The sequence below is a fragment of the Thiomicrorhabdus sp. genome (assembly GCF_963662555.1).
Classification (GTDB): Bacteria; Pseudomonadota; Gammaproteobacteria; order Thiomicrospirales; family Thiomicrospiraceae; genus Thiomicrorhabdus.
Genome location: NZ_OY759719.1, coordinates 485,894 through 500,793 on the forward strand (window position 1 = coordinate 485,894; position 14,900 = coordinate 500,793).

The 14,900-nt window shown below is 40.4% G+C and carries 7 protein-coding genes; 2 read left to right on the forward strand and 5 right to left on the reverse strand.

Going from position 1 to position 14,900, the window contains the following annotated elements:
• The first annotated feature begins 33 nt into the window (after positions 1-33).
• Complete coding sequence (locus ACORJQ_RS01990) at positions 34-1,233, forward strand: methyl-accepting chemotaxis protein (RefSeq protein WP_321325544.1); 1,200 nt, start codon at positions 34-36, stop codon at positions 1,231-1,233.
• Positions 1,234-1,369: 136 nt separating this feature from the next.
• Here the strand turns inward: ACORJQ_RS01990 and ACORJQ_RS01995 are convergent, their stop codons facing one another.
• The 5 genes from ACORJQ_RS01995 to ACORJQ_RS02015 all read right to left on the reverse strand — a co-directional run bounded on the left by ACORJQ_RS01995 (position 1,370) and on the right by ACORJQ_RS02015 (position 12,292).
• A complete protein-coding gene (locus ACORJQ_RS01995) occupies positions 1,370-2,068 on the reverse strand; it encodes a response regulator transcription factor (protein WP_321325546.1) in 699 nt (232 codons plus the stop codon).
• A 50-nt stretch (positions 2,069-2,118) separates the two neighbouring features.
• Positions 2,119-6,972 carry an autotransporter-associated beta strand repeat-containing protein gene (locus tag ACORJQ_RS02000; protein WP_321325548.1) on the reverse strand — a complete coding sequence of 1,618 codons (4,854 nt, stop codon included), beginning with the start codon at positions 6,970-6,972 and terminating at the stop codon, positions 2,119-2,121.
• Between the two features lie 461 nt (positions 6,973-7,433).
• Entirely contained in the window at positions 7,434-8,396 is a 963-nt protein-coding gene (locus ACORJQ_RS02005) for a helix-turn-helix domain-containing protein (protein ID WP_321325550.1), read from the reverse strand.
• Between the two features lie 401 nt (positions 8,397-8,797).
• The gene (locus ACORJQ_RS02010) at positions 8,798-11,086 is read right to left on the reverse strand and encodes a HAMP domain-containing methyl-accepting chemotaxis protein (RefSeq protein WP_321325552.1); all 2,289 of its coding nucleotides are present in this window, start codon (positions 11,084-11,086) and stop codon (positions 8,798-8,800) included.
• A 318-nt stretch (positions 11,087-11,404) separates the two neighbouring features.
• Positions 11,405-12,292, reverse strand: a complete 888-nt coding sequence (locus ACORJQ_RS02015; RefSeq protein WP_321325554.1) for a LysR family transcriptional regulator — start codon at positions 12,290-12,292, stop codon at positions 11,405-11,407.
• 243 nt (positions 12,293-12,535) lie between these two features.
• Here ACORJQ_RS02015 and metE point away from each other — a divergent pair, with 243 nt between their 5' ends.
• Complete coding sequence (metE, locus tag ACORJQ_RS02020; protein WP_321325555.1) at positions 12,536-14,884, forward strand: 5-methyltetrahydropteroyltriglutamate--homocysteine S-methyltransferase; 2,349 nt, start codon at positions 12,536-12,538, stop codon at positions 14,882-14,884.
• Positions 14,885-14,900 lie beyond the last annotated feature (16 nt).

Consider the following 14,900-nt stretch of genomic DNA (forward strand, 5'->3'; position numbering starts at 1 on the left):
AAAGGCATAAATTTTTGATTAAGGTATAACGTAATGATTTCATTTGATTTTAGTAAACCCAGTATTTTAAGAAATATGTTTCTCGCCTTTATGAGTTTTGGCTTTTTAATGGGGGTGATCTTTCCGATTTTTGCCAATCTTTTTGTTGAGTGGAAAGAGGGCATGTTGGTTTGGTTTATTCTATCGTGCATTATTGCCGGGATTAGTATTGGCTTAATAAACTTTTGGTTACTCAATAAAATGTTATTACGCCGTTTGCAACGTATTGGTGAAGTAGCCAATGCCATCAGTAATAACGATGTTTCGCACAAATGTAGTCTGGAAAGTTATGATTTTATAGGTGATATGGCTTCTAGTTTTAACCTAATGTCTCAAAATTTACGCACAATGATTGAACGTATTTTAGATGTTTCTCAGCAACTTTCTTCTGCTTCAACAGATATGGTCTCGGTCACTCAAACAACTCAGAGTGGAGTGGAGAAGCAAAAATCAGATACATATAATGTCGCTCAAGCTGTTGAAACAATGAACCGTGCAGTGGAAGAGATGTCAAACCATGCTCAAGGTGCATTAAATTCAGTTGATGAGGCAAATCGTGCCACAGAGAAAGGTAATATTGTCGTAAATGACACTGTAGAATCTATTAGTGCTCTAGCACAACAGGTTCAAGAAGCGGCCAATGTAATCAAAAGTTTAGAACAAGATAGCGATACCATTGGTAGTATTTTAGACGTTATTAAAGACATTGCAGAGCAAACCAATTTACTCGCCTTAAATGCCGCAATTGAAGCTGCTAGAGCGGGCGAGCATGGTCGTGGGTTTGCTGTTGTTGCCGACGAGGTAAGAATTTTAGCCAGTAAAACGCAAGAATCGACCACTAAAATTGAATCAACTATTGTGCAACTGCAAGAGGCCGCCAGAGAAGCGGTTGATGTTATGACGTTAGGTAGTAATAAAGCTACTTTAAGCGTTAAACAAGTGAATGAAGCGGGTTTATCATTAAAAATGATAGAAACTGCCATAAGCAATATTCATAAAATGAACTCACAAATATTTCAAGCCTCAGACAATCAGACAAAACAGGCCGAGCTAGTTGATAGCAACGTTAAGCAAATTAGTGATGTTGCAATAAACGTGTCACAAGGAGCGGAACAGACCTTTCAGTCTTGCACACATGTTGGCGATCTTTCAAATCAACTTAGTAATTTGATTGGTCAATTTAAAACTAAATAATGGCTTAAAAACGTTGATAAAAGTAAAAACATTAGTAATAACGTTAATTTATGAAGTGATGAATGCACGAATTCTGTTGGAGTTTAAAGTACTAAAACAGATTGTCAAAATACAAAATTTGAGACATTTTTAAAAACTAGACAATATCAATCGACTCAATGAAAGAGTAGCCTATTGAATGAACCGTTTTAATAGGCTTAGTTTTATCTCCAGATATAGGTTCAATTTTATTCCTTAGGCGACGAATTAAAACCTCTAAACATCGATAATCATAAGTATCTTCTGTTTTGTTAAGTGCTAAAACCAGTTCTTTTTTATTCACCGCTTTCCCTGGCTCCTGTGCCAAACGTTTAATCAAAAGCTCTTCATTCTTTGTCAATTTCAATACATCAAAATGGCCTTTATTTTTAAGGGTCCACTCTAATTTATTAAGTACCCATAAAGGCTGTGAACTGTGATTATTTAAGTGATGCTTTTTATGATGAAGATTGCGAATGATAGCAATGAGTTCTTCTAAAGCAATCGGTTTGACCAGATAAGCGTTTACGCCTAATTCAAAGCCTTGTACTCTATCTATAACCTCACCATTTGCAGAGGCGATAATAATAGAAACATCGTTAGGTAACATGGTTCTTTTTAACCATGTAAAGCCATCGTCACTATTTAAGTTGTGCTCCATCACGATAATATCGGGGGAATTATTTGATAACCATTTGTTAGTACTTTCTAGAGTATCAACGCCTACTGCAAAAATACCTTCTAGATTAAGATAAGAGACCATTTGATCTCTTAAATTAATTTCATTCTCTACTACTAAGACGTTTATTTTTTTCATTTACTAACCTACATTCTCCAGCATTTTTTTAATCCTTATTTTGCTTAGTGTTACCAAACCATCCTAAACGTCGCTGTAACGTCATGCCTCTCATCAGAAGCCGCAATCTCACCTTGATAACCAAGATTTAACGAAGTCGTTTCATTAAATTGAACATTAAGGCCAAGACCTACTCTAGCGTGATCCCGGTTAAGCTTGGGGCCATAAACTGTAAAGCTCGTATTGGTCGCAGGTTCAAAACCAGCACGTAAAGTAGATTCGTTATCCATATTTTCATGCACCCAAGCTAATTCGGCATTAGGCTGAATTTGATAACCTTGTTTGGTTGTCCAGCTATGGGCAATGCGAGTACCTATCACAGAACGCAGTGATTCTTTGTAATCACTATTCACTTTAAGATTAGCCGAACCCGCACCTGTTTCAGTAAAACCATCACGGTTAACGTGTGCGTATTCAAGACCCGCAAAAGGCGTGATACTGGTGTTTTCATTTAAGGTAAATTTACGCCCCCCTTCAATGGCAATATTAGCGGTTCTTGCATCGTAATCTGATTTAGCAACAAGGTTGGAAAGCCCAACAGTGACGTTACGACTGGCTTTGGTTTTTTGGGTACCAATGCCAGCAGTACCGCTCACATAATAGTCGTTATTTAAGTGCCATTTTCCGTAAAGAGCTAATTGGTAACTATCCGCATTTAAACGCCCTTGTTCAACATCGGCATTAGCACTGGTGTAGCCAAGGGCGGTACCAATAGTGAGGTTGTTAGTCAGGTTATAATCAAAGCCAGTGGCAATGCCGCCTGCTTTGTATTCAGTACCAGAAGCATTAGTGGTGCTATCAATTTTGCCTTCATTGCCAATAGCACGTAACCACCAGCCACGTTGGGTATCAACCGAGTTATTGAGTAATTGCGAGCCAGCATCGTTCATGCTGTCATTATCATTATAAGCAAGCATCACCGTGCCGCCATTTGCGAGTAATGAATTATTGCCTTGAATACGGTCAAAGAGTACACCTTGAAATTGATTGACAGATTGCAAAGCAATCTGACTACTGTGAGTGTGTTGTACACCACTTAAGCTATCGTAAGCTTGTCTTGCACCCTTAGCCGTAAGTGTGTTTAGGTTGTTGTAAATCGTGTCCAGACTATCACTGTTAGTTTGAAAGAAAGTATCTAGCGATGTTCCAACGGCTGTTTGGTTTATGGTTCCTGAAACACCTGCATAGTCAGAGGTGTTACGGCGTAAATTTAGAAAGACATTATTCGCATCGTAGGACAAAGTAGGGGTTAAAAAAGCTAGGTCTGAACTTGCGCTGCCAAAGGTAGTGCCGCCCAATCCACCTGTTGCAGTAAGAATTGTGTAATCGGTACTGACGTTATAACTTCCAGCTTCTGGTTTAACCTGAACACTTCCGTTAGTTAAAGTTGCCGTACCAGTGGCATGAATCACATCATTATTTCCGGCATCATCCACTTCTACCGCATAAAGACCTCCGCCAGAAAAATCGACATTACCGTTTACATTCAAGGCACCGATAGAATTACCTGGTGCAATGGTTCCGCCAGCTAAGGTAACGCTGCCCACGGTACCATTACCGCCTAGCTGACCATTTGTATTAACGGTGGTAGCAGAGTTGGCAATGGAACCATTGACAGAAAGAATACCGTTATTAATGGTGGTGCTACCTGTGTAGATGTTCACGCCAGTTAAATTAAGGTTGCCTGTATTTGATTTGCTTAAACTTCCTGTACCACTCACTACGCCCGCATAGGTGCCAGACGTACTTTGGTCAAATGTGACATTAGCATTATTGGTGATATTGCCTTGTAGTGAAGTCGTTGTACCTTGCAGTGTGCCGCCATTGACTGTTGTGCCGCCGCTGTAGGTGTTGGTGCCAGATAAGGTCAGCGTGCCTGTGTTTGTCTTGGTCAAGCCACCTGTACCACTCACTACGCCCGCATAGGTACCAGACGTACTTTGGTCAAATGTGACATTAGCATTATTGGTGATATTGCCTTGTAGTGAAGTCGTTGTACCTTGCAGTGTGCCGCCATTGACTGTTGTGCCGCCGCTGTAGGTGTTAGCGCCAGATAAGATCACCGTACCTGTATTTGTCTTGGTCAAGCCACCTGTACCACTTAGTACACCCGCATAGGTACCAGACGTACTTTGGTCAAATGTGACATTAGCATTATTGGTGATATTGCCTTGTAGTGAAGTCGTTGTACCTTGCAATGTGCCACCATTGACTGTTGTGCCGCCACTGTAGGTGTTAGCGCCAGATAAGATCACCGTGCCTGTGTTTGTCTTGGTCAAGCCACCTGTACCACTCACTACGCCCGCATAGGTGCCAGACGTACTTTGGTCAAATGTGACATTAGCATTATTGGTGATATTGCCTTGTAGTGAAGTCGTTGTACCTTGCAATGTGCCACCACTGACTGTCGTGCCGCCACTGTAGGTATTGGCGCCAGATAAGATTACCGTACCAGTATTTGTTTTGGTTAAGCCACCTGTACCACTCACTACGCCCGCATAGGTGCCAGACGTACTTTGGTCAAATGTGACATTAGCATTATTGGTGATATTGCCTTGTAGTGAAGTCGTTGTACCTTGCAATGTGCCACCACTGACTGTCGTGCCGCCACTGTAGGTATTGGCGCCAGATAAGATTACCGTACCAGTATTTGTTTTGGTTAAGCCACCTGTACCACTCACTACGCCCGCATAGGTGCCAGACGTACTTTGGTCAAATGTGACATTAGCATTATTGGTGATATTGCCTTGTAGTGAAGTCGTTGTACCTTGCAATGTGCCGCCATTGACTGTTGTGCCGCCGCTGTAGGTGTTAGTACCAGATAAGATTACCGTACCAGTATTTGTTTTGGTTAAGCCACCTGTACCACTCACTACGCCCGCATAGGTGCCAGACGTACTTTGGTCAAATGTGACATTAGCATTATTGGTGATATTGCCTTGTAGTGAAGTCGTTGTACCTTGCAATGTGCCACCATTGACTGTCGTGCCGCCACTGTAGGTGTTAGCGCCAGATAAGATCACCGTGCCTGTGTTTGTCTTGGTCAAGCCACCTGTACCACTCACTACGCCCGCATAGGTGCCAGACGTACTTTGGTCAAATGTGACATTAGCATTATTGGTGATATTGCCTTGTAGTGAAGTCGTTGTACCTTGCAATGTGCCACTACTGACTGTTGTGCCGCCGGTGTAGGTATTGGCACCAGATAATGTCTGTGTCCCCGAACCTTGCTTGGTCAGGCCACCAGCACCCGATAAAATACCAGAATAACTTGTCGATGTATTATTACCGCCAGTCGTCAATGTATTGGCATTCAAGGTCACATTACCTGCACCGGCTAATGAGCCAATGCTTAAGTCTGTTGTCAGGTCAAGTGAACCTCCGCCTACCGTTACCGCACTGTTACTACCTAACGCACTGGTATTGGAAGCTTGCAGAATACCTGCATTAATGGTGGTTGCACCAGTATAGGTATTGGCACCAGATAAGGTCACCGTACCTGTGTTTGTTTTGGTTAAACTCCCCGTACCACTCACTACGCCCGCATAGGTGCCAGATGTGCTTTGATCAAATGTGACATTGGCATTATTGGTGATATTGCCTTGTAGTGAAGTCGTTGTACCTTGCAGTGTGCCGCCGTTGACTGTTGTGCCGCCGCTGTAGGTGTTAGCGCCAGATAAGGTCTGTGTCCCCGAACCTTGCTTGGTTAGGCCGCCAGTACCCGATAAAACGCCTGAATAGTTTGTTGAAGTGTTATTGCCCCCCGTGGTGAGCGTATTGGTATTTAGGGTCACATTACCTGCACCGGCTAATGAGCCAATGCTCAAGTCTGTTGTCAGGTCAAGTGAACCTCCGCCTACCGTTACCGCACTGTTACTACCTAACGCACTGGTATTGGAGGCTTGCAGGGTACCTGCACTGATAGTGGTTGCACCGGTATAGGTATTGGCGCCAGAAAGCGTAAAGGTTCCAGCACCTTGTTTTGTTAAACCACCGCCAGAACCTGAAATTACACCTGACAACGTTGTCGATGTGCCATCACCACCGGTGGTCAGTGTTTGACCATTGAGATTGATATTACCCGCGCCGTTAATTGAGCCGATGGTTTCATCGCTGCCCGTTAGTATGAAATTGCCCGCATTACTGACCGCAACCCCATCCCCTATTGCCGCATTACCGCCACCATCGATATTGAGAGTACCTGCCGCCTCAATCGATATTGCCGAACTCTCATTAATATCGCCTGTTGCCGATACTGTTAATATCCCACCAATGACAGTGGTTACACCAGTAAATGAGTTATTACCTGAAAAGGTTCGGTTTCCATATGACTTTAGATTACCAGCGCCGGTAATGTCACCCGAAAAAATACCTCCAGCGTTGTTCGAACCCAAGGTTAAAGTCTGCCCCGCATTAATGGACGCGGTGCCGGCACCAGCAAAGCCGTTGATACTTTCACTATCGGCTACATTCAATGTTGCGCCCGCTGAAACATTGACTGTTTCGCTTGTGTTGGAGATAGCACCCCCACCAGTTAAGCGTAATGTGCCCGCTGTAATATTGGTATCACCTTGGTAACTATTATTAAACCCAGAGAAAATAAGGATGCCCGAACCTGTCTTTTCAAGACTAAATGAGCCATTGATGTCATCGATGCTCCCAGATTGCGTTGCTGTCCCCGTCGTGACCTGAAGTTGAGTTGAATTATCCGTCAGAGCAATTACACCCGTTTTATCTTCACCATCTGTATAGTTGATAACGGCAGCCCTTGCTTGCTGTCCTGTGGAAAGCACTAACAAAATCGCCCAATAAAGGGGTTTTAATTTAGAGTGAAGAACGCTCGAATCTTTTAGTGTGTGTTCCACCTGAATTTCCTTAATGAATATGTTTTTATGGTTATCAATACCAGCACGACTTTGTAGACGAAAGCAGAGTATGATTTTATACCGTCCATTTATTTACTTTGATGACGGGCGGTTTGCACGACTTATTCACTATCGCATAGTTCCATGTGGTGCGGCTTAGTAACAGAAAAAATGGCGTGTTCTGCATAATGACAATCAACCCTTTAACTATTTTTTCTGAGTCTTGCGAGTAAAATCGACGTTGTATATAAAGAGAATGATATGCGTAGATTTAATTAAGTACTATCCAATTTCCGCAAAAGCATTGATTTAAATGCCTCTTTACTAGGATTTATAATGCTCTCTTTAGCTTAGAGTAAGTAGCATATTTGAGTGGAAAAGATAAATTGAAACGATGAGCATCTTTATTTGTATAGTAAATAAACAAGAGTCTTAGACTGATGTAAAAGTCGGTTAAATAATTAGGTAGCTAGGGTTTTGGAGGGAAGTTCGTTAAATAACTGACGATACTCGGTTGCAAACCGACCGAGATGTAAAAAACCATATTGCATGGCAATAGCTGTGACAGTTCTGCTTTGAGGATCTGACACTTTAAGTTTTTCTCGAACACGATGAAGACGACACAAACGAAGATAAGCGAGAGGGGGCATATCAACATAACACCTGAATGCATATTGTAAAGTTCGTTCAGAAATGCCAATGGCATTACAGATGTCTACAATGGTTGGTACCATATCGGAAGCAAGATTCTCATCAATAAAAGCACGCACCTTTTGACAAAGATTAAATGCCCGTTTTCTCTCCATAATCGTTGGTCTAGCATGACCAACATCAAAGTTAGTTGTAGCCTGCAATATATCTTGCAAGAGCATACGATTCATCAGATTCGGACATACAGGCAAGTTTTTTACATGATTCATCTCACTTATGCAAAGCCATCTATTCATTACCTCTTTTATCGATTGCTGCTTTGTGGAATTCATAATAAGCAACTCCTGTGGTGCTTTATCCCATTTTTCAGGATTTAAAGCTTGAGCCCCATTTAAAAAATCATCCTGGTTTAAAGAGACATAAGATGTTTGTGCTCCGGCTGGCACATAAATATCAAATTCAGTATTTTCAGGCATAAAAAATACCGCTTCATCATTAACCATTCCGTATTCTGAGAATCGAGATTTAGGGTCGGGAGTACAATATGAGATGGTACATAGGTTAGCAGGTGTACAACCTAACTTTTGAACGGAAGTCGTTTGGCTTTCTCGTACAAGCTGTTGCCCGCCTAAGTCAAGGCAATCCATTTGTGCGAGCTGATTTCCCCGACTAAGCTGGTAACACTCCATTTCAATCCAAGATTGCATCGAAGCCTGAACATCAGGATCTTGAATAATCGTTGAACTAAATTGAGTCTCTAAAGCAAAAACCATATTAACTCCCAAGTGAAATTTAGATTAAAGTCATGATGTTGATTAGTATTAATAACAAAGTTTTGCTTGATTATACATATATTTAGAATAAATCTATATCAAGTAAATTATTGAAAAGTCTTCTAAATAGAAAACCTTTTAATACATTGTGCTGTTAAATGAACCGTTTAAAACATAGATTGCTTTTTGCTCAATAAAAATAAAAAAGAGTAAAATCTTTAATCAATCAGAATAATTGAGGGTTAAGAGGTTGTTTAGTAGAGTTTAATGGGCGGTTGGTTTGACATTAAAGCTATAAACCCTAAGCCCTAATAAACCCTAAGCCAAAAACTCGCTCCTATTAAAGAGCGAGTATTCAGTTTATGTAGAGAGTTGTTACCTGATATAACTTGAAACCGTGCTTACCCTTTGTGATCGAGTAAACGTTGTTGGGCTTGTTGGGTGAATGAATCGGCAATTTTAAAGGTTTTAATACTCTCAACTAATTCTTGCGATTGTTCCGAAATTGCAAGGGCACTTTCAGCAGAGAGTTGTACTAATTGAGCATTTTCTTGAGTATTGCTGTCTAGGGATACAATAGCTTGGTTAAGTTGTTCTATACCCTGTGATTGCTCTAATGATGATGTTGCTATTTCACCAATCATATGAATAACCTGTTCCATTGACTGACTCAGATCATTCATTGATGAGCCTGATTGCTCTGCCAAACGAGTGCCTTCAACCACTTGTGATACTGAGCGATCAATAAGAGTTTTAATATCTTTTGCCGCATCTGCTGATTTACCTGCTAGGTTTCTTACTTCACCAGCAACTACGGCAAAACCTCTACCATGTTCACCAGCTCGTGCCGCCTCAACGGCAGCATTAAGAGCCAGTAGGTTGGTTTGAAACGCAATAGAATCAATCAAGCCAATAATCTGCTGAATTTGATCGCTGGATTTTTTAATGTCTTGCATGGCACTAATGGTTTTTTGCATGATCTGACTACCCTGATTTAAAGATTTGCTGGCATCTACACTCAGCGAATTAGCTTGTTGGGCGTTGTCGGCATTGTTTCTTACTGCAGCAGTGATTTCTTCCATGGTCGAAGCGGTGTCTTCTAGTGCGGCAGCTTGGTCTTTAATACGTTGGGCTAAATCGGTATTACGACTGGTTGTAGCATCAATATCTTTGGCAATGTTGCGAATAGAAGCGTCTACCTGAGAGATGGTGGTAGAAAGTTTATCTAATGAATGATTTATGGCATCTTTCATATTGCCTAAATCGGCTTCATAGTCGCCTTCTACACGATGAGTTAAATCGCCCTCAGATAAATACTCAATGACATTAGAAATATTTGTATTAGCGTGATGAATTGCCTGAGACATATAGTTGATTTGTTCACCTAAGTCATGAATAAAGCCATCTAAAGCAGAGACATCAATTTGTTCGCCAATATGTCCTCTAGCGGCTTTTTCTACCATGATTTTTAGATTTTGTTCTACTGCGGCTTGCATTTTTTCAAGCTTGACGTTTTCAGTAATATCTTTCCACTCAGTCACAAAACCAATACGTTGGCCTTCATCTCCCCAGATAGGGTTAACAATGATATTTAAATGAAGCTCTCCTAGCGTAAGTTTGGCAACGTAGGTCTCTTTAAGTTGACCAAGTAAATGGCGTTGATGTCCTGGATTAACGTGAAAAATATCAATATTTTTACCAATTAAATCATTGGCTTCAAACTGAGGTAACATTTTTTGAATATCTGGTTCAACTGATTTTAAGGTTTGTAGAATTGCCTCGTTCATGTAAGTGATATTAAGATCATTATCAGCCAACATAATATTAGAGGTGCTTTGGTCAACGGTAGTGCGTATTGCATTAAGCTCATGCATCTGGCGTCCAATTCGTTGCAACATGTTATTGACGTTACTAGCGAGTTTTTTGACTTCTAAACTACCCATAGGTTTGATTTTTATATTGGTATCAATAACGCCATCTTTTGAGCAAATTTGGTTTAAACCGTTGTAAATATTTTGTAACGGAGAAATAAGTGAGCGTCTAAATAGTAATTCAAAAGCGAGGATTGTAAAAATGAATATAGCGACAAAAACCAAGAAAATTTCTATTTTCTTATTGGTTGCTGCTTGTTCGAGTAATTCTGTAGTTTGTTTTTGCCTCTCGTTAGTAAGATAGACATACCATGTATTAATTGCCTCGATTGTTTTACGGTCATCAACTAATACTTGAGAATCGATCTCTTGAATACTCATACCTGAATTTTTTAATTCAATGACTTTCTCAGACATTTTAGTGTATTGGTTCACCACGTTTTCAATAGTATTGATAGCCTCTTTTTCAGAAGCGTGTAGGGGCGTTAATTTTTTGTAGTGATTTAGGTCTTTTCTGATGTTTTTGGAATTTTGTAATACAGCCTGGCTATAGCTTTGGGTGCGATAGTCTTTTTCGCCTCGGAGAACCATATTTTTAAAATTATGTATAAACTGTCCATAGCCCATTTGAACTTGTATATCCTGCAGTAGCTTGGTTCGCTCAGAGAAATTCTGATTCAAGGCTATTAGTTCTTGATTAGCTTTATTCTCTAATGAATTGAATCCCCAATAACCTAGGACATTTATTACCAGTAAGAGCACAAAAAATATAACCATATTTTGTGTTGTAGTTTGGCCTTTTGTCGTTGAATGGCTCATTGAATTGTTCTCCTGGAGCAATTGTTAAATACTTTTCTGTATCTAAGATAAGTAAAAAATATGAATGATTTAAATCATGATCTAAAATTTATTAAAGCCAATTTTGCCTTTATATTAGGACTATAGGGTTTTGATTGGATTTTTACTTAATTCATTACTAATTTTTATTTATCTTAATTGTTAATTTGGATTTTTTATTTCAGGTATATCGGAGGCAAGCAAGAAAAAAGCCAGTTTCCTTAAGTTTTTGATTTTGAATATAGAGTTTAGAGTCCTGTGTGGTAATGAGGTTACGTGTGTTGTCGATCTACGTTATTATCAAGCCATTTTTTCTGAGACACTTTGAATAAAGTCCTGTATGTAGGCATGATGTTGCTGGCTTTGTAATGTTGCCGCATAGAGCGTTGACCAAAGTCCGTCTTTACCTAGGCTTCGAGTGGGTAAGTGGGCAAAGTCCGGTTGGCTTTGAATGAGCCATTTCGGCAGAACGCATAAACCTCGTTCCGACTCGACTAACTGCAGCATCATTAACGTTAATTCAGAGTATCGAATATTTGCGGGTTCAATGCTTTTTGGGTACAAGAAGCGAGTAAAAATGTCTAATTTCTGAGCTGACACGGGATAGGTAATTAAAATCTGGTCGGCAAAATTTTCTGGTTCTAACCACTGCTTTTGGCAATAGGGGTGGTTAACAGGCAAAACCGCTACTAATTCGTAGCTAAAAAGAGGTAGAAAGCTCAGTTCAGGGTAAGGTTCAGGGTCAGAAGTAATGACCAAATCCAAATTTTGGCTTTGCAGCTTTTTTAAGGGCTGTTCACCAAAAGAATTTAAGATATCTAAATCCACATTCGGCCATTTTGCTTGGTAGTTGCGTAGCATGGGAAGCAACCATTCAAAGCAGGTATGGCAATCTACACCAATAAATAAACGACCTTGTTCTCCTTGAGCCAATGCTTTAAGCGTTTGCTGAGTTTGCTGTAACTTTGGTAAAAGCTCTTGTGCGGTTTTTAATAGAATTTGTCCTGCGGGGGTGAATTGAATCGGGTTGGTTTTGCGTTCAAATAACTTGAGTTCCAATACCTCTTCTAAGTGTTTTATTTGGTGTGACAATGCCGACTGCGTCATAAACAGTCTTTCTGCGGTAGCATTGACTGAGTGGGTCTCTGCTAAGGTAGCCATCGTTTGCAGGTGTTTAATTTCAATCACGTTTTTAGCTCTGTATGACGAATATAGTGGATATGACTTTGTGTTTGATATCGCTTTATGCAGGTTTACCAGGCCTGGTAAATTTTAAAAACCGAAACCATTCACCTCAAAAAAACAGATATTCTTATTATGAATATAATTCATATTTAAGTGAATTTTATTCGTTTGTTTTCAATTTGTGGCTATCTTATCATTCTTTTCAAACGTAATACTCTCCAAAGTGAACAATTGAAAGGATAAATCATGACCACGCATAACTTAGGTTACCCAAGAATTGGCGATAAACGTCAATTAAAATTTGCATTAGAAAGTTACTGGAAAGGTGAAAAACCGCTTAAAGAACTTGAATTACTTGCCAGTAATATTCGTTACCAAAATTTTCAAACTCAAATCGAGGCAGGTATTAAATTATTACCAGTCAATGACTTTGCCTATTATGACCAAGTGCTCAATATGAGTACCTTATTAGGGGTGATTCCAAGCCGTTTCCGTCAAGAAAAATACCATGTAGATATTGCTTTTAGAATGGCTAGAGGACGCGCTCCTTCCGATGATGGCCATTTTTGCTGTGCTTCTCATACGCCAACAGAGTCAAAGGCGGGGTATGCTGGGGCAATGAAAAAATGGTTTGGAACTAATTACCACTATATCGTGCCAGAGCTTGAGCAAGATACCCGTTTTTGTTTGACTGATACCAGGTTGTTTGCCGAAGTAGACGAGGCATTGATTGTGGCCAAAGATGGTAAAGATGTGCAGATTAAACCTGTTTTGCTAGGCCCTGTGAGCTACTTGTATTTAGCCGAAAATAAAGGCACCTCTATTGATAAGCTGAGCCGTTTACCAGAGCTATTGGCCGTTTATAAAGAGATATTAGAAAAGTTAGCCGCTAAAGGAATTGAGTGGGTACAAATGGATGAACCTATTCTCACTTTAGAGTTAGAAGATAAGTGGCAAAAGGCTTTGCAATCGAGTTATAGCGAGCTTGCGAGTGATAATGTAAAACTACTGTTAGCGAGCTATTTTGAAACCCTAGGCGAACATATTGACCTAGTTACAAGTTTACCGATTGATGGCCTGCATTATGATGCGATTTGGGGTAAAAAGCAGCTGGCTGAAGTTGTAGACGGTATTTCGGCAGATAAGGTTTTGTCATTAGGATTGGTCGATGGCCGCAATATTTGGAAAACCAATCTGCAACAAGTGATTGAGCTGGCTAAATCAGCCAAAGCCAAATTTGCAGACAACCTATGGGTTGCGCCAAGTTGTTCTTTACTGCATGTACCCGTTGATTTAGAGAGTGAGCAAACATTAAATGCCGAACTAAAAGGTTATTTAGCGTTTGCCAAACAGAAATTAGCTGAAGTGGCCATTATTGATAAAGCACTCAATAGTGAATTGAGTGAGGTTGATAAGGCCAAGCTGGTTGCCAATGCTAAAACCATTGCTGCGAGAGCTGATTCAGCCATGGTGAACAATGCTCAAGTGCAAAAAAGCTTGTTAAATATTGGACAGATTGCGTTACAACGTAATAGCTCTTATGCGATTCGTTCAAAATTGCAAAAAACAAAATACAATTTGCCACTGTTTCCAACCACCACCATTGGATCGTTTCCACAAACCGCAGAGATTCGCCAAGCACGTCAAGCCTTTAAAAAGGGTGATTTAACCGAAGCTGAGTACCTAGAAAAAATGCAGACCGAAATTCGTGACGTGGTTGAGAGACAAGAACGTATTGGGATTGATGTCTTTGTTCATGGTGAGCCCGAACGAAATGATATGGTTGAATATTTTGGTGAACAACTCAAAGGCTTTGCCTTTACCCAGTTTGGTTGGGTGCAATCTTATGGTTCGCGTTGCGTTAAACCACCTATCATTTATGGCGATGTTTCACGTGAAGCTCCTATGACGGTTGCTTGGTCAAAGTATGCACAAAGCTTGACTAATAAACCTATGAAAGGAATGTTAACGGGAGCGGTAACCATGTTGCAGTGGTCATTTGTGCGTGATGATCAGCCACGTTCACTAACTTGTAATCAAATTGCTTTAGCATTGCGCGATGAGGTGCAAGACCTAGAAGCGGCAGGTATTGAAATCATTCAAATTGATGAGGCGGCGCTGCGTGAAGGGTTGCCTTTAAAACAAAACGATTGGATCGAGTATCTAGATTGGGCGGTTAACTCGTTCCGTATAACAACCTCTGGGGTGAAAGATAGTACCCAAATTCATACTCATATGTGTTATTCCGAGTTTAACGATATTATTCAATCTGTGGCCGATATGGACGCGGATGTCATCACCATTGAAACCTCTAAATCACAAATGAAGTTACTGGATGCTTTTGTTGATTTTGATTATCCAAATGAGATTGGTCCAGGTGTGTATGATATTCATTCACCCAATATTCCAACGGTAGAACAGATGGTCGCTTTAATTGAAAAAGCGGCACAGAATATTCCCGCTGAACGCTTATGGGTCAACCCTGATTGCGGGTTAAAAACTCGTGGTTGGAAAGAGACCGAACCTGCTTTAACCAATATGGTGAAAGCCACAAAAGAGTTACGTGAACGTTTTGCTCTAAAAGCAAGTGCTTAATGTTTGCTTGTTAATC